The organism is Pseudoalteromonas sp. SW0106-04 (genome assembly GCF_001293805.1).
Classification (GTDB): Bacteria; Pseudomonadota; Gammaproteobacteria; order Enterobacterales; family Alteromonadaceae; genus Pseudoalteromonas; species Pseudoalteromonas ruthenica.
This window is the reverse complement of sequence record NZ_BCAI01000002.1, coordinates 155240-170913: the sequence shown is the minus strand read 5'-3', so window position 1 is coordinate 170913 and position 15674 is coordinate 155240. Positions and strand designations below refer to the sequence as shown.

Below are 15674 nucleotides of genomic sequence, written 5' to 3'. Positions count from 1 at the left end.
TTTATATAACCGCTTTACATATTGGTTACACGATTGACTTCGACCAAGCTGGTTACACCCTGAGCAACTTTTTGTAACCCTGACTTTCTAAGATTATTTACACCCTCTTGCGCCGCGACTTCTGCTATTTCTAATGAGTTACCGCCACGCATAATAATTTCAGCGATTTTGGGGGTGATGGGCATCACCTCATAAATACCAACTCGGCCTTTGTAGCCTTCAGTACATTCGTCACAGCCTACAGGCTTGTAAACAGTTAAATCACTTAGCTGCTCTTGCGTAAAGCCCTGCTTTATTAGTTCTTCTTGAGGTAACTGTTCTGGCTCTTTGCAATGCTTGCATAACCGACGTGCTAGACGCTGGGCAATAATCAAGCTCACTGAACTAGCAATATTGTATGACGGTACACCCATATTCATCAAACGGGTCAGGGTTTCCGGTGCTGAGTTGGTGTGTAGTGTCGATAGTACTAAGTGGCCTGTTTGCGCCGCTTTAATAGATATTTCAGCTGTTTCTAAGTCTCGAATCTCACCCACCATGACAATATCAGGGTCTTGACGTAAAAACGCACGCAAAGCATTAGCAAAGGTCATATCAGATTTAGCGCTGATTTGAACCTGGTTAATCCCCTCTAGGTTTATTTCAACGGGGTCCTCGGCAGTACTAATATTACGCTCAGTGGTATTAAGAATATTGAGACCGGTATAAAGTGATACGGTTTTACCTGAACCTGTCGGTCCGGTAACTAAAATCATCCCCTGAGGTTGTGCAAGTGCATCCAAATAAAGCTGTTTTTGCTCTGGCTCATAGCCCAGCACATCAATGCCGAGCATCGCACTGGAACTATCGAGAATACGCATTACGATTTTCTCACCCCAAAGGGTGGGGAGGGTACTCACACGGAAATCGATACTTTTTTTGGCGTTTATTTTTAGCTTTATACGGCCATCTTGAGGTTTTCGTTTCTCTGCCAAGTCCATATGCGACATAACCTTGATACGTGCTGCAATGCGGCTTTCAAGATTGATAGGGGGGGAAGCTATTTCATGAAGCACGCCATCAACACGAAAACGGATGCGGTAACGTTTTTCATAAGGCTCAAAGTGTAAATCGGAAGCACCGCGCTTAATCGCATCCATTAAAATTTTATTGATATAAACGATAATGGGGGCGTCGTCTTCCTTGGAGTTTACATCAGTAGCTAAATCCTTCTTATTGCCATCACCAGAATCTACCCCCTCAAGCTCTTCCATATCATTGTCAGTGAGGCCGAGCCCTGAAGTACTATCGAAAAGACTGTCTATTGCTTTGTCGATATGATCATAGCGTGCGACAACCGCTTCGGTTTGCATTCCCGTATTGAATTCATAGTCTTCAAATGCACTAAAGTCTGTGGGATCTGAGGTTGCTATATAAAGCGTTTTACCTTTCACGCCGATAGGAAACAGCTTGTGCTTACGTATTAGCTTTTCGTTTAAATACTCTTTGTCCGGCAGTAGGCTGTAATCATAGGACGCTAAGTCAAATTGCGAGACATGGAACATTTGGCTGGCTTTTGTCTGCAAGTCGTCAGGTTTAATGCCAGCAGCTTTGCAGATAGTCTCAGCTAAAGAAGACCCTTGCTCAATTGACAGGGATGAAAGCTTCTCAGGTTGAATAACCCCCAGACTTGCTAGGCGCCTTGCTAATGGAGAGTTTATTTTCATGTTGTGAAATATGCACTTATGGCAGGGGTGTTGAAATGTTACAAATGTATCAGTTTCAAAGGAAGTAATGAAGACTGAAAGGTAAAACCTTTCAGTCTCTATATTTAATCAAGCTTTAAGCGTATTTATAAAGCCTTATGGTTGTGGGCAACTCTTTGGTGCAAGATCTTGATCAGATGCACCAGCTGTTGCACAAGTCCACTCTCCGTCAGTAGCTCGGCTAAGTGTTACAGTAGCACCACTTACTTGAGAAGGAGCGTTTTGGATTGTACAAACGATAGTAGCAACACCAGTCGCATCTAGTGATGCAGTGATTGCGCAGTTTTCGGTGGTATCGTTACGGATGCTGTCAAGAGCAGCTACGTCTGCAATGGTTTCACCAGCGTTAGCTTTGATTTCAACTTCTGTTTTCGCGCCAGAAATTTCTGATAAACCAGCTGTCAATTTAGAAGAAGCTTGATAATCAGAATAAGCTGGAAGCGCTACTGCTGCCAAAATACCGATGATCGCAACAACGATCATTAATTCAATCAGGGTGAAACCCTGTTGTTTGTTTTGAGTCATTTTTTCCATGTTCCTCTCCTAAAGGATTGTTGGGCAAAGTTAAGGTAACCAGTGTTGCTAAATCGTTGATTCGGCAATTGGTCGACTAGTTGCTTGTACTACGTGGGGCAACAAGCGCCTAGCAATGTCAAAACCTACAGGTTCAGATATCTTAGGAAGTATAGTCCAATTGTTGAATTCAACTAACTGAGACACCGTTCCTTGAGTGTAGATTTCTTTTATTACAGTTTCGTTGATTTATAACAAAGTATTACTACCTAAGTATAAATCTCATTCTTTAAAACTAGATGCTATCACGGCATTTTGGCTTTGTGTAGCACTTTTTTTAACAACTGCTAACATCTATACCGAATTCAGCTATTCTACTTGAATATTTTGCAAAGTCACTATAGTTGTTGAAAACGCATTGATAAATCAACAGCTTCAATGTGTTTAGTCAAGGCACCACTGGATACGTAGTCTACGCCAACGTTAGCGTACTGTTGCAAAGTTGCCAAAGTGATATTGCCCGATACTTCTAGCTTGGCTGAATTGTTAGTTAGTTTAACGGCTGTATTTACATCCGCTAAAGAAAAGTTATCAAGCATGATAATGTCCGCGCCAGCACTGAGCGCTTGTTGCAACTCATCGAGATTCTCAACTTCAACTTCTACGGGCTTATCCGCGTGATTGTGCTTGGCTTGGGAAACCGCAGCAGCAATAGTGCCACAGGCCGCAATATGGTTCTCTTTAATTAAGAATGCATCAAACAAACCGATACGGTGGTTCACTCCGCCGCCACATTTGACCGCGTATTTTTGCAGTGCACGTAAACCTGGAATAGTTTTACGAGTATCTAGTAATTTAGTATTGGAATTGGCCAGGACTTGGCTATAGGTATAAGCTGCTGTGGCCGTTGCACTTAACGTTTGTACGAAGTTAAGTGCCGTGCGCTCGGCGGTCAAAATAGCTCGGGCGCTGCCTTTGGCGCTAAATAGGCGCTGCTCGGGTCGCACTTTATCCCCATCAGCGACGAAAAAAGTGAGTTCGACACTGGGGTCTACTTGAGCAAAAACTTCTTTTACCAACTCTTGGCCACAAAAAATGGCTTCCTCTCGGGTGATAACATCGGCATTAGCCTGCTGCTGCTCAGGGATCAGCTGTGCGGTAATATCTCCTTCACTTGGGCTGAGACCATTTAAGTCTTCATCAAGGGCTTGTTGAACGAGTTGGCGAATCAGTGCTTGGCTTGGTGTCATAATATCTAGTTCTTATATAGCTGGTTAGAGAATGTAGCGTCAGTGCGTTTAGCAGGCGCCCTCAAAGTCGAGTTGGCGCCAGGATTCATAAACAAATACCGCGACTGCATTCGATAGGTTCATACTACGGCTGTTTGCTTGCATGGGGATACGTACCCGTTGCTCTGCAGGTAAAGAGGCAATAACTTCGCTAGGCAGCCCGCGTGTTTCGGGGCCAAACAACAGCGCGTCACCTGATTGATAGGCGACTTCATGATGAAAGCGCGTACCTTTGGTGGTACATGCGTAAATACGTTTTGGGGCACAGGCGTCGATATAAGCTTCTAAGCTCGGATGGCGCTGCACATTAGAGAACTCGTGATAATCCAAGCCTGCCCGTTTAATGCGTTTGTCATCCCACTCAAACCCCAATGGTTCTATTAAGTGTAAGCGGTAGCCGGTGTTGGCACACAAGCGAATAATATTACCAGTATTAGGGGGGATTTCGGGTTGAAATAAAACAATGTCTAACATAAGTCTTCTGAGCTGAGCGCGATACAGTGGCGTGAGTATACCAAAGATGGTTAAAATGACGCATAGATTCGATAACTCTAGGTGCATTTTATGAACAACCAAGGCGCGTCAACCCCAGCAAGAGGTTACAACTTTTGGGTGCGCTTCGCTAACTTGATTACGTTGGCTATGGTTAGTTTGATGATTGCAACTAAAGCGTGGGCGTGGTTGGCATCAGGCTCTGCCGCGATGCTAGGGTCACTGACCGACTCACTGCTTGATATAAGCGCCACCTTAATGAACTTCTTTGTTCTGAGTTATGCCTTAAAACCGGCTGACGACGACCATCGTTTTGGTCATGGTAAAGCGGAAGCTTTGGCTGGTCTCGGTCAAGCCGCTTTTATCAGTGGCAGTGGCTGCTTATTAGCCTTTCATGCCATCGAGCGCTTTATTAACCCTGTCACTGTCAATCATACATTGTTGGGTGTGTGGGTGAGTATTTTTGCTATTTTTTGCACCTTAATCGTTGTCTATGTGCAATATCAATCTATTAAGCGTACTGAGTCGGTGGCGATAAAAGCCGATTCACTGCACTATAAGGGTGATCTATTACTGAACTTAGCAGTATTGCTTGCTCTGATGTTGTCCTACTACGGTATTGTCGGTGCCGATCCATTTTTTGCCATCTTAGTTGCTGCCTACTTGCTTTACAATGCTTGGCAAATAGGTACCGAGAGTGCGGCGCATTTAATGGACAAAGAACTACCCGATGAAGAAAAAACGCAGATAGTGGCAGTTGCCAAAAGCCACGCGCAAGTTTTAGGGGTGCACGATTTGCGTACTCGCCAAGGCGGCAAAGTACGCTTTGTGCAACTTCATTTAGAACTGGATGACAACATGCCTTTGATCAGGGCACACCAAGTCGCGGACGAGGTAGCGCTACTTATTCAAGAGGCGTTTAGCGAACAAAAACACCCTGAGTTCGGTGGTGAAGTTGATGTGCTGATTCACCAAGATCCAATTTCAGTAGTCAACAAATCAAGTTGTTAGTGTTGTTTCAGGTTATTCATCAACCAGTTGCTCGCAACGATAAAACCCATCTTGCTCGCTGAGCACCTTCACTAACTCCGGCAGTACCTGTTGCATCGTTGCTTTTAGCGTGTAAGGCGGGTTGATGGCAATGATCCCTGAGGCGGTCATGCCACGTTCTTCACTATCGCCTTGGGTGGCAAGCTCGAACAATTGAATGTTTCGAATACCAGAGTCAATAAAACGTTGCTCAAGGCGCTCAATGCGGGAGCGATCAACCACGGGGTACCATAACAAATAAGTGCCAGTACTAAAGCGTTGATGTGCTTTTATAAAGGTATCGACTGCTTTGTCGTAGTCACTCTTTACTTCATATGGCGGGTCCATTAACACACATGCCCGGCGCGAAAGAGGCGGCACCAGTGCCAGCAAGCCTTTAAAGCCGTTTTCATCTTTTACTCGTAACGAGCGCTTACCTGCCATATTTTTTTGCAGTAATTTTAAGTCTTGAGGGTGCAGCTCAAAAAACCAGCCTTTGTCTTGCTTACGTAAGTAGTGTTCAGCCACCTTAGGTGAACCCGGGTAATGACGTAACTGAGCGGACTCGTTCATACCCTTAATCAGGGCTACATAATCCGCGAGCGCATCTACATCACCTTGATACTGCCACAGCTTAGCAATGCCATCATTAAACTCTTGGGTTTTCTGCATATCGGCATTGTCGATGGCGAAAAAACCGGCTCCCGAGTGGGTATCAATATAATCAAAGGGCTTATCTTTTTTGATCATGTGTTGCAGTGTTTGTGCTAACACTAGGTGCTTCACCACATCGGCGGGGTTGCCAGCATGAAAAGAATGGCGATAACTGAGCATAACGGCTCCTAAAACTGAACTTATAGTCATTTTACTGTATTTGCACCAGATAAACAGAGCTAGATGGGTACTTTGGGTGATTGATTAATAAGCAGCTACTATAAACCGCTGCTGAATATTGGGTGATTTAAATGAACCCGCTGTTAATACTGGCAAAATTTACAGGAAATACGCTACACCCCCTAGCATCGCTGGGCAGATTGCTTTACATTTGCAGATTCTAATCAACAGTTTAAAGAGCGCCTTTATGAACCAAGAAACCCTTTCCCAACTCGAACAACTGGTCGATAAATTGATTCAGCGTAACAGTGAATTACAGCAAGAAGTGACCACCTTACGTGAAAACAATACTAAGCTAATGGACGAAAACGAAACTTTGCAGCTAGAAGTGCTAGAAAGCGAAGAAAAGCAGAAAGAAACCAGTAGTACATTAACGAGCCTACTGGAAAAACTGCAGTCGGCTAACGCGGCGGGTTAATGAGTAACGACGGACACAGCGTCAAGGTCAATTTGCTCGGTAGGGAGCATCAGTTTGCTTGTCCTCCTGGGCAAGAGCAGGCGTTACTTGATGCAGCACAGCACCTCAATGAGAGCGTTGAACATATGCGTCAGCGCTCAGCGGTGCGCAATGATGACAAAGCGTTACTTATGGCAGCACTCAACCTGTGCCATGAGTTATTAGAAGCGAAGTCGCAGCTCACTGAGCAGCAACAAATGCAGAGCCAACTGTGCTCCAAACTGACATCAGCCTTAGAAACAACATCATAAGGCGCATAGTCGCGCCCAAGGGAAGCCTATGCGCCAATTTCTGTTTTTATTATTAGCCCTCACCACCACCGTAAGCCATGCCCAGCAATGGCACAGCATCAGTGCTCATGTCGACTTTATCCAACAACATGAAAAGCTAAAGTACTATGATTCAAATCAGGTGCTTATCCAAGGCGATGAATGCGCCTTATTAATCGATGCGCCGGGGGAGTTTTCGCAAACTGAGCGCTTCATTAGCAAGTTAGACAAGCAGCTAAAAGTGCCACTGTGCTATTTGTTAGTTTCTCACCCGCATGATGACCATTTATTGGGGATGGCACTGTTACAAAGCCATTACCCGGACGCTAAACTTATCGTCCACCAACACCTCAAGGATCAGTTTCATCTCGCTCACGCCCAGCTCAACGAACGCTTAGATGGTTTTGCCAAGAGTATTGCTCTAAGCGAGCACCGCATGAATAACTTGCCCGAGCAAGAACAGCCTCCTTGGCAGCAAAAAATAGCAGCGGCGAAAGCGCGTTTAGATAAATGGCAGCATTTAGAGCTACAATCACCTCAGCTGGCAATAAACAAAAAGACCATATTGGATTTAGGTAATTACGAGCTCAACATAATGCCCTACGCAGCGCATACCGATGCTGACCTGATAGTATATATTGAGCAAGAGGCGCTTCTCGCCGGTGCGGATATGGTCGACATACAGCCCTACCCTGGGGACGCAAATTTCTCGCAGTGGTTGCGCGCTTTCGATGATTTGGCGGCTCTGGATATCACTCAAGTTCTGCCAGGACATGGTGATGCACATAGCAAAGCGAGCTTGAATATCCCAAAAGTGTGGTTAATAGCCATTGTTGAGCACGTAAATAAACATCCTGAGCAAAGTGTCGAACAGCTAGTCGCAAGCTTTCCAACACACTTTTCACCTAGCGAGCCAGGGTTAGAGCAGCGCGCTTACCGCGTCTTTTTAACCGCAGGGTTGCAGCGCGCCAAAGCCACACAAGGGCAATAGCACACATAAAAAAAGCCAACCCGCTTGGGTTGGCTTATAACGCAAATGTATTGCTGTGTTATGGCGTTAATTATTCCTCAATAAAAGGGACACCTTGCGTCATCCACAGTGGCGCTGGTTCACCTTTTAGGTGATGATTAAAGTACTGCATCATGCGAATAGAAAAGTCCACTTGGTTGGGGAACTGTTTCAGGTGATGTGGCTCGCCATCATATTCAAGGAAAATCACCTCTTTCCCGGCGCGGCGCAATGCTAAATAGTACTGAATCCCTTCTTGCCAAGGCACGGCGCCATCCTCATTGCCAAACATAATCATAATTGGCGTGTTTATTTTATCAGCAAAAAACACCGGTGAGTTGTCAATGTAGGCATCGACATCTTCATACAGTGCCTTACCAATACGGCTTTGCCCCGTTTCATATTGGAATTGACGCGCTAATCCTGATTTGAGGCGGATACCGCTGTATGCCGAGGTCATATTCGATACCGGCGCCCCCGAGACAACGGCTTTAAACATATCGGTTTGTGTTACCATAAAGGCACTTTGGTAGCCGGCCCATGAGTGTCCTTGCAAGCCAATGGCATCTTTTTTGGCAACGCCCATATCAATCAGCTTTTGTGCGGCATTGATCATGGTTTGAGTGGACGAGGGGCCAGGTTTACCAATCTCAAAGCGAATATCAGGCAAGAATACCGCGTAACCGTTCGATGTAAACATAGGGAAGTTAGGGCGATGGTTAAGCTCCATTTTTGGGAAGTCGTAACGTCGCTGGCTCATATAGCGGTAAAAGTAGATAACCACAGGCACTTGCTCACCTTCTACGTAGTCCGCAGGTTTAATCAGCACGCCTTGTAAGTCCTCGCCATCGTAGCCCTTGTAACTAACTAGTTCTGGCTTTTGCCCCCATTTAAACTGACTGATTTGTGGGTTCAGATCGGTTATCTGGCGAGGGTTTGTTAGCTGGGCATCAGCCTGCCAAAAGTCAGGAAACTGGTGATAACTCTGCTTGGTAAAAATGTATTTATCAGCGTGTTTGGCCTTCATTTTTACATCAAAGCGCGCTTCACCAGCCAAAAGTGTACGCACAGTGTTATTTGCTAAATCCAGTGCACCTATGTGGGTCTGCTTATTATTCACATTAAATGCGCGTAGCAGCAGCTGCTCTTGGTCATCAAAACCAAGCTTATCATCGTCAAGGTTAACTACCCGATACTGAACCTGCTTTGCTTGCCCTTGCGTTAAGACTTGGGCTTCGCCACTTTCAACATCAAAGGCCCAAATATCGTATTTAGAATTAATGAGTACCTTCGAGCCGTCTTTATACCAGCCAGCAACACCATAGCCGTCTACCTCGGAGGGGTAATCATGCTTATCATCGGCGAATACTGCATTCACTGCTTTGCTCAGTGGCGTCACTTTATTAGTGGCTAAATCTTTTAGCTGCCACCCTTGGTCACTAAAGTACACCGCATGTTGCCCTGTTGGTGACAAACTCGGGCGATGTGGATGGGCTTTGACGATGACTCGTTTGCTGGCGTTGAGAACATCAATGGCATAATAGTCATTATAAAAGCCCTTGTAGGTCATTTCATGCAAATAGGGCAGGTTAGAGTAACCAATGAGGTGATCCGCTTTTTTGTTTAACCGCACCTGTGGCACTTGCCTATCGGCCAGTTGCACCACTTTTTTGCCATTGAGGTGATACACCGCTTGATAATGGCGATATTTGTTTTCTTTCTGCCATTGCTGTTTTTCACGCGGTTTAATTTCTGGGTCTTGGTGGTGCCATACCTCAATATTCGCCTGAGCCACTATGGTGTCGAAGTCGCGCAACGACTGCGCGTCTTGGTACTTTTTCTTGGTCACTTTGGCGTCAAGCTTTGGTCGTGTTGTAAAGTACAGGCGAGCGCCATCTTCCGACCAACTCAGTGTGCCTTTCTTGCCCGCTTGCCATTGACTTGGAACCGTTTCTAAGGTGTTTTGCTGGCCATGCCACAACATCGTACGGTAGTCGCGGCGGCGCGTATCATCATTGACATAATTGCCGACATTAAAGGCCACAAGGTTTTGTACTGGGTGCCATTCAATGGTGCTAACGGTCACCCCAGGCTCATCTATCAGCGAGTCCGTGCGTTGTGTGGCAAAGTCAAAATAGCTGACTTTGTTATTGCTGCCATCACTGCTGTGTTGATTGAAGACGATACCTGCACTGGTATGGCTGATGGCATAAGTGAACACTGAATCAAGGCGTGTCTGCTCGTTGCTAGTTAGATCCACAATGACTAAGTCATAGGTTTTATCTTTTTTATCAGCGCTAATATTCAGGTCATCGCCAGTATCGGCTTTTTCTTTTTCGTTATCAGCATCTTGATCGCTGCTGCTGTGGAGGCGATAGGCGAGCCAGCGACCATCATCTGAGAGTTGATAATCTTTCACCTGCTCAAAACTTTGCTGGGCACCCGTTTGGGTATTGACCAAGACGAGGTTGTTTTTTAATTTTTTGCGCGCTTTTTTGTCAGCGGTTTCTTTATTCAAGAGGGTGGGGACTTGGGTGAATGCCACCCATTGGCTGTTTTTATTAATCTGTGCCGCTGTACCGCGTGCCACCGTGGCAATAAGTTCATTGTTATCTAGGTTATACACCTGACCTTGAGCATCGCCGCGATAAGGTTCGGCACTAAAGGCAAGGTACTGACCTTGCTCGCCCAAAACGGTGTGTTGCGGATACTTGAAATCGAAGACATCGTTAAATTGCAACGCCTGCTTAGCAGCCACTGGCGTCGCCAGTGCACCTGCCAGCACAGCAGTTAGAAAAGTAAGTTGAGGTTTCATGACCACGTCCTGTTTGCTTTTTTAGTTATTGTAACGGTAACAGGCGAAGATTCGAGCAAACGCGATAAAGTGGATAGTTTTTGAGATAGGCGCTGCATTAAGCAGCGCCATAGTGTTTTATCTTGGGTCGATAGTGAGTGGCTCCAGCGTAACCCTCGCGTTGTTGCTGGCGCCCGCATAGTTACGATACGTTTGCCCCTCACGTAAGGTGTAATACACGTCTACATAGTCGTCATCATTAGTGAACCATGCATCAGGCATTGCTTGTAAAATCTCATTTGTTAGCTGAGGAATAATGGCATAGCCCTGAGCGTCAGGATTCGGAATTGCGCGCAGTACCGCTGTGGCGACTTCCAATAGCTTACTCGCCAGAGTTTTATAATTGGTATTGTCGTCTTGCTCCATCAATAAGATATCCGCAGCTTGCCAACGGTAGCGATTCCAGTGAATTAACACTTGGTTTGGGTAGTAGTTTTCGCCGTCGTGATCTAAGTAGGGCATATCAACAATGTCTAGCACTGGCTCATCGCGAGACGGGCTCACACCCGTGACAATGGCGTACACTTCAGCGGCACCTGAAATCCAAGGCTCTTCATCATCATTAACACGGATTTGTTTAAGCACTGTGGTGGATAACGGTTGTTCGTCTTGGGTGCTGTGTTTACTTTGCAGCGTCGGTTGTTGGTTTGATGCTAGCACCGAGCGCATTATCGCAAGCCCCTCAGTAAGGGTCTTTTTGGCGTCAAGCTCGACGATGAAAACAGGCGTATCAGGAAGTGTGTAGGCATCGAGTAAATGCAGCTGTCCTTGTTGGTCATACGCCTCTACCACATCCCAGTGTTTGTCATCGCCCTTGGGTGCAAAGGCGACCAGCGCCGGTTCGCCTTGCTGCCAGTCATTAAGCATGTTGCGATGTGCTAGGCGCAGTTGTAATAGGTTGTCGCCCTGTTCAGGTAGGCCCTTTAGCGAACGAATTTGAGCATTATGCTGTTGCAAATCAAACTCGCTTTGAGCGTCTTTAGGCACTAACTTATCGGCACTTACTGCCAACGAGTACGCACTTAGTTGTTGTTGTAGGGTCGGTTGTAGCTGCTTTAGATTTTTGGCAATGTTTTTGGCAAGGGCTTTTTTGCTTTGGAATACACTGTGGGCCGCCTGTGCCTGTTGGGTGACAGCGGTTGTTTGTGAGGCAACACTGACGTGACTGGTAAGGCTCAGCGTAGAGGCGAGTGCTAAGCTCAGTAGTGATAGTTTTTTCATTTTATGCTCCATGTGTGATCAAGTTTCAAAAAGTACACCTGAGGTAGGGTGTTAACCTTTTTTTAACCTTTTACCTTTTGCAGGGTCAACACATCGGAGCAGTGAAATGCATCCTGCGTGTAAACGGACGTAAATAGTGCGGGGAAAGCGCTTCATTTTTCATCCTTTATACTTATTCTTGCATCACTTCATACCTCCACTGACAAACTTGATATACTGCACACCTATTTAATTAGGAAGAAACGCCATGACTATTTGGGTTGACGCCGACGCGTGTCCCGTCGCTATCCGCGAGATTATCTGCCGCGCTGCGGTACGCACGAAAACCACAGCGGTCTTTGTTGCCAACCAATACCTGCGGTTGCCAGCATCAGATTTCTTGCGTATGCAGCAAGTCATGCCGGGTTTTGATGTGGCTGACAATGAAATCGTACAGCAAGTGCAGGCTGGCGAGTTGGTGATCACCAGCGACATCCCATTAGCGTCGGAAGTGATTGATAAAGGTGCATTAGCATTGAATACACGGGGTGAGTTGTACACCAAAGAGAATATCAAGTCGCGCCTTAATATGCGTGATTTTATGGATACCCTAAGAAGCAGCGGCATCCAAACCGGTGGTCAAGCCCCCCTAAGCGCCCAAGACAAACAACAATTTGCCAATCATCTTGACCGCTGGCTTGCGCAACAATGAGTTTGTAAGCTAGACTGCTGGCGAATACTTGTCGGAGTGCCCTAACTGAAGGGCTGAGATCGCAAATGCGGGATCCGTTAACCTGATCAGGCTCACACCTGCGTAGGGAACAAGCTTGCCTCGGCACGCTTGTGCCGTAATGGCACAAACCATGCCCAGCCAAAGCAGCGCTTGCGCGCGCGGACCACAGGCTCTATCGCCTCCAGACAAGACCAATACTCAGTAAAATAGTGAGGTGCGTCATGTCACAAAAAACCAAACCAAGCCGTCGTCAAAGCCGCGAAGCGGCGTCTGAATATATTCACAATCTTACGGGGCAGCCTTTCCCCAATTCCAAAAAAGTCTATGTTGAGGGCTCGCAGCCTGGAGTGCGAGTGGGTATGCGGGAAATCGCCTTAAGCGATACCTTTGTTGGCGGCAGTGAAGAAGATCCCATCTACGAAAAAAACGACCCTATTCGTGTTTACGACACCTCAGGGCCATACACGGATCCAGATTTTGAGCTCAATGTGCGCAAAGGCCTGCCGAAATTCCGCCAGGCTTGGATTGCAGCGCGCGGTGATACCGAGCTATTAGATCATAAAAGCTCGCAGTTTGCCCAGCAGCGTATGGCTGACGAAGGGCTTGACCATATTCGCTTTGAGCATTTACCGCAGGTGCGCCGTGCTAAGGCGGGTAAAAATGTCACGCAAATGCATTACGCTCGCCAAGGGATCGTTACCCCGGAAATGGAGTACATTGCTATTCGCGAGAATATGGGCCGAGCAGAGGTGCGCAAAGAGTTATTAGCTCAGCAGCACCCAGGTCAGTCTTTTGGTGCCAGTATCCCCGAATTTATTACCCCTGAGTTTGTCCGTGATGAGGTTGCACGGGGGCGGGCAGTGATCCCCAATAATATCAATCATCCCGAGTCCGAGCCGATGATCATCGGGCGTAACTTCTTGGTGAAAGTGAATGCTAACATCGGTAACTCGTCGGTTAGCTCATCCATCGAAGAAGAAGTAGAAAAAACCGTGTGGTCCACCCGCTGGGGGGCCGACACCATTATGGATTTATCAACCGGGCGCTATATTCACGAAACCAGAGAATGGGTGATCCGTAATTCGCCGGTGCCAGTGGGCACAGTGCCGATTTATCAGGCGCTTGAGAAAGTCAATGGCGTGGCCGAAGATCTTACCTGGGAAATCTTCCGTGATACGCTGATTGAACAAGCCGAGCAAGGCATCGATTATTTTACCATCCATGCTGGGGTACTATTACGTTATGTGCCTATGACCGCAAAGCGGGTCACGGGTATTGTCTCCCGAGGGGGGTCTATTATGGCGAAATGGTGCTTAGCGCATCACCAAGAGAATTTCCTGTACACCCACTTTGAAGACATTTGCGAAATTTTAAAGCAGTACGATATCTGCTTCTCGCTAGGCGATGGCCTGCGTCCAGGGTCGATTGCCGATGCCAATGACGAAGCACAATTCAGTGAACTACGCACCTTAGGCGAGCTTACCAAAATAGCATGGCAGCATGATGTGCAAGTGTTTATCGAAGGGCCGGGTCACGTGCCGATGCATTTAATCAAAGACAATATGGACGAGCAGTTAGCCCATTGCGGCGAGGCGCCGTTTTATACTTTAGGTCCGCTAACCACCGATATTGCCCCGGGCTACGACCACTTCACTTCAGGCATTGGCGCGGCGCAAATCGCTTGGTATGGCTGCGCGATGTTGTGTTATGTCACGCCGAAAGAGCATTTGGGGCTGCCTAACAAAGAAGATGTTAAAGAAGGCTTAATCACCTATAAGATAGCCGCCCACGCAGCCGATTTGGCCAAAGGGCACCCAGGGGCGCAGGAGCGGGACAATGCCTTATCAAAAGCGCGTTTCGAGTTTCGTTGGCTCGATCAATTCAACTTGGGTCTCGACCCGGACCGGGCGCGCGAGTATCACGATGAAACCTTGCCGCAAGAGTCAGGAAAAGTCGCGCATTTTTGCTCGATGTGTGGGCCCAAATTCTGCTCTATGAAAATCACTCAGGAAGTACGTGATTACGCCAAAGATCTGGAGTCTAGAGGCATCGACCCCAATAATCTTGGCGAGGAAATCAGTATTCGCATGGTTGATGTTGAGTCGCAAATGCAGGCGAAATCAGAAGAGTTTAAAGCCTCAGGCAGCGAGCTCTACCATAAGGTATATTAATGGCCCAAAAAATAGCCATTGTTGGCTTTGGTGTGTGCGGCCGGGTGGCCGCACTACTGCTTGCCCAGCACTATGATATTGACGTGTTTGAACGCGGTGATGAGCATGGCCACAGTAGTGCTGGGCACGTGGCAGCTGCGATGCTTGCGCCAATGGCCGAATCGGTACTGTGTGAACAAGACCTCGCTGAGGATGGCCTTGCTGCTTTGGCATTATGGCCAAAACTCTTGGCCTTGCTCGATGAACCGGTTCAGTTTCAGCAAGCTGGCAGTATTATTGTTGCCTATCCCCAGGATCAGGGCGCCATGGCGCATTTCCGCAAACAGTTAAAGCCATTAGCGGGCTTTGCTGGGCAAGACATTGCCGGTGCTCAGTTGCAGGCGCTGGAGCCTGAGCTTGCAGGGCGGTTTGGCAAAGGGCTATACCTGCCATGCGAGGGACAGCTCGACAATCAAGGCTTTTATCAGCACAGCTACCTCAGCCTAAAACGTCGTGGCGTGCGCTTTACCTTTAACGCCGATGTAGACGTTGAAACGCTCGCAGCACAAGATTATCAAGCCGTCATCGATTGTCGCGGCATCGGAGCGAAAACCGCGCACACCCCGTTGCGGGGTGTCCGTGGCGAGGTCGCTAGAGTGCATGCACCGGAAGTACGCTTGAGTCGGCCGGTGCGGCTCATGCATCCGCGTTATCCGATTTATATCGCTCCTAAGCCAGGGCATCGCTATGTCATTGGCGCCACCGAAATTGAATCACAAGATACCCGAGCTATCACGGTGCGCTCCACCTTAGAGCTGTTATCCGCAGCTTACAGTGTCCATAGCGGCTTTGCTGAAGCCACCGTTGAGTCGATGCGTGCTGGGCTGCGCCCTGCCTATAACGATAACCGTCCACATATTGAGCAAAGAGGCAAGGTGATTAGCATTAATGGCTTATATCGTCATGGCTACATGCTCGCGCCTATTGTCGTTAAGCGGGCATTGGCGCAGTTTAATACCGCCGTATAAAACCAAGGTGAA

General features: G+C 47.3%; 14 protein-coding genes and 1 riboswitch. Of the genes, 7 read left to right on the top strand and 7 right to left on the bottom strand.

Going from position 1 to position 15674, the window contains the following annotated elements; all coding sequences use genetic code 11:
- Positions 1–14 precede the first annotated feature (14 nt).
- From pilB to trmL, 4 genes are all read right to left on the bottom strand, one after another.
- Complete coding sequence (pilB, locus tag W04_RS03360; RefSeq protein WP_022945430.1) at positions 15–1706, bottom strand: type IV-A pilus assembly ATPase PilB; 1692 nt, start codon at positions 1704–1706, stop codon at positions 15–17.
- Between the two features lie 135 nt (positions 1707–1841).
- Positions 1842–2279 carry a pilin gene (locus W04_RS03355; RefSeq protein ID WP_053909803.1) on the bottom strand — a complete coding sequence of 146 codons (438 nt, stop codon included), beginning with the start codon at positions 2277–2279 and terminating at the stop codon, positions 1842–1844.
- 377 nt (positions 2280–2656) lie between these two features.
- On the bottom strand, positions 2657–3508 hold the full coding sequence (nadC, locus tag W04_RS03350; RefSeq protein ID WP_053909802.1) for a carboxylating nicotinate-nucleotide diphosphorylase: 852 nt from the start codon (positions 3506–3508) through the stop codon (positions 2657–2659).
- Positions 3509–3556: 48 nt separating this feature from the next.
- Complete coding sequence (gene trmL, locus W04_RS03345) at positions 3557–4021, bottom strand: tRNA (uridine(34)/cytosine(34)/5-carboxymethylaminomethyluridine(34)-2'-O)-methyltransferase TrmL (protein WP_053909801.1); 465 nt, start codon at positions 4019–4021, stop codon at positions 3557–3559.
- A 90-nt stretch (positions 4022–4111) separates the two neighbouring features.
- Between trmL and W04_RS03340 the strand changes: the two genes are divergently transcribed.
- A complete protein-coding gene (locus W04_RS03340) occupies positions 4112–5050 on the top strand; it encodes a cation diffusion facilitator family transporter (RefSeq protein WP_197275937.1) in 939 nt (312 codons plus the stop codon).
- 12 nt (positions 5051–5062) lie between these two features.
- Here W04_RS03340 and W04_RS03335 read toward each other — a convergent pair whose 3' ends face one another.
- On the bottom strand, positions 5063–5902 hold the full coding sequence (locus W04_RS03335) for a 23S rRNA (adenine(2030)-N(6))-methyltransferase RlmJ (RefSeq protein WP_053909800.1): 840 nt from the start codon (positions 5900–5902) through the stop codon (positions 5063–5065).
- A 247-nt stretch (positions 5903–6149) separates the two neighbouring features.
- Between W04_RS03335 and zapB the strand changes: the two genes are divergently transcribed.
- Genes zapB through W04_RS03320 form a run of 3 tightly spaced genes read left to right on the top strand, consistent with a single transcriptional unit; the run spans position 6150 to position 7679 of the window.
- On the top strand, positions 6150–6380 hold the full coding sequence (gene zapB, locus W04_RS03330; protein WP_053909799.1) for a cell division protein ZapB: 231 nt from the start codon (positions 6150–6152) through the stop codon (positions 6378–6380).
- Positions 6380–6670 carry a cell division protein ZapA gene (locus W04_RS03325; protein ID WP_022945437.1) on the top strand — a complete coding sequence of 97 codons (291 nt, stop codon included), beginning with the start codon at positions 6380–6382 and terminating at the stop codon, positions 6668–6670. The genes zapB and W04_RS03325 overlap by 1 nt, the downstream gene beginning before the upstream one ends.
- 28 nt (positions 6671–6698) lie before the next feature.
- Complete coding sequence (locus tag W04_RS03320) at positions 6699–7679, top strand: MBL fold metallo-hydrolase (RefSeq protein WP_053909798.1); 981 nt, start codon at positions 6699–6701, stop codon at positions 7677–7679.
- 70 nt (positions 7680–7749) lie between these two features.
- Here W04_RS03320 and W04_RS03315 read toward each other — a convergent pair whose 3' ends face one another.
- Positions 7750–10512 carry a prolyl oligopeptidase family serine peptidase gene (locus tag W04_RS03315; RefSeq protein WP_053909797.1) on the bottom strand — a complete coding sequence of 921 codons (2763 nt, stop codon included), beginning with the start codon at positions 10510–10512 and terminating at the stop codon, positions 7750–7752.
- A 117-nt stretch (positions 10513–10629) separates the two neighbouring features.
- A complete protein-coding gene (locus W04_RS03310; RefSeq protein WP_053909796.1) occupies positions 10630–11772 on the bottom strand; it encodes a DUF3103 family protein in 1143 nt (380 codons plus the stop codon).
- Between the two features lie 247 nt (positions 11773–12019).
- On the opposite strand from W04_RS03310, the gene W04_RS03305 reads away from it, so the two are divergent.
- The 3 genes from W04_RS03305 (at position 12020) to W04_RS03295 (ending at position 15662) form a co-directional block, all read left to right on the top strand.
- Positions 12020–12463, top strand: coding sequence for a YaiI/YqxD family protein (locus W04_RS03305; RefSeq protein WP_045979243.1), 444 nt, complete (start codon positions 12020–12022; stop codon positions 12461–12463).
- A 22-nt stretch (positions 12464–12485) separates the two neighbouring features.
- Positions 12486–12589: riboswitch (TPP riboswitch) on the top strand.
- Positions 12590–12705: 116 nt separating this feature from the next.
- Positions 12706–14655 (top strand): phosphomethylpyrimidine synthase ThiC, encoded by a 1950-nt coding sequence (gene thiC / locus W04_RS03300; protein ID WP_053909795.1) that lies wholly within the window; start codon positions 12706–12708, stop codon positions 14653–14655.
- Positions 14655–15662, top strand: a complete 1008-nt coding sequence (locus W04_RS03295) for an FAD-dependent oxidoreductase (protein WP_053909794.1) — start codon at positions 14655–14657, stop codon at positions 15660–15662. The genes thiC and W04_RS03295 overlap by 1 nt, the downstream gene beginning before the upstream one ends.
- The last annotated feature ends 12 nt before the right edge of the window (positions 15663–15674 follow it).

Coding starts and splice junctions, on each gene's coding strand:
- zapB (WP_053909799.1), top strand. CDS start 6,150: ATGAACCAAGAAACCCTTTCCCAACTCGAACAACTGGTCGATAAATTG.
- thiC (WP_053909795.1), top strand. CDS start 12,706: ATGTCACAAAAAACCAAACCAAGCCGTCGTCAAAGCCGCGAAGCGGCG.
- W04_RS03340 (WP_197275937.1), top strand. CDS start 4,112: ATGAACAACCAAGGCGCGTCAACCCCAGCAAGAGGTTACAACTTTTGG.
- pilB (WP_022945430.1), bottom strand. CDS start 1,706: ATGAAAATAAACTCTCCATTAGCAAGGCGCCTAGCAAGTCTGGGGGTT.
- W04_RS03355 (WP_053909803.1), bottom strand. CDS start 2,279: ATGGAAAAAATGACTCAAAACAAACAACAGGGTTTCACCCTGATTGAA.
- W04_RS03295 (WP_053909794.1), top strand. CDS start 14,655: ATGGCCCAAAAAATAGCCATTGTTGGCTTTGGTGTGTGCGGCCGGGTG.
- W04_RS03335 (WP_053909800.1), bottom strand. CDS start 5,902: ATGCTCAGTTATCGCCATTCTTTTCATGCTGGCAACCCCGCCGATGTG.
- W04_RS03305 (WP_045979243.1), top strand. CDS start 12,020: ATGACTATTTGGGTTGACGCCGACGCGTGTCCCGTCGCTATCCGCGAG.
- trmL (WP_053909801.1), bottom strand. CDS start 4,021: ATGTTAGACATTGTTTTATTTCAACCCGAAATCCCCCCTAATACTGGT.
- nadC (WP_053909802.1), bottom strand. CDS start 3,508: ATGACACCAAGCCAAGCACTGATTCGCCAACTCGTTCAACAAGCCCTT.
- W04_RS03315 (WP_053909797.1), bottom strand. CDS start 10,512: ATGAAACCTCAACTTACTTTTCTAACTGCTGTGCTGGCAGGTGCACTG.
- W04_RS03310 (WP_053909796.1), bottom strand. CDS start 11,772: ATGAAAAAACTATCACTACTGAGCTTAGCACTCGCCTCTACGCTGAGC.
- W04_RS03320 (WP_053909798.1), top strand. CDS start 6,699: ATGCGCCAATTTCTGTTTTTATTATTAGCCCTCACCACCACCGTAAGC.
- W04_RS03325 (WP_022945437.1), top strand. CDS start 6,380: ATGAGTAACGACGGACACAGCGTCAAGGTCAATTTGCTCGGTAGGGAG.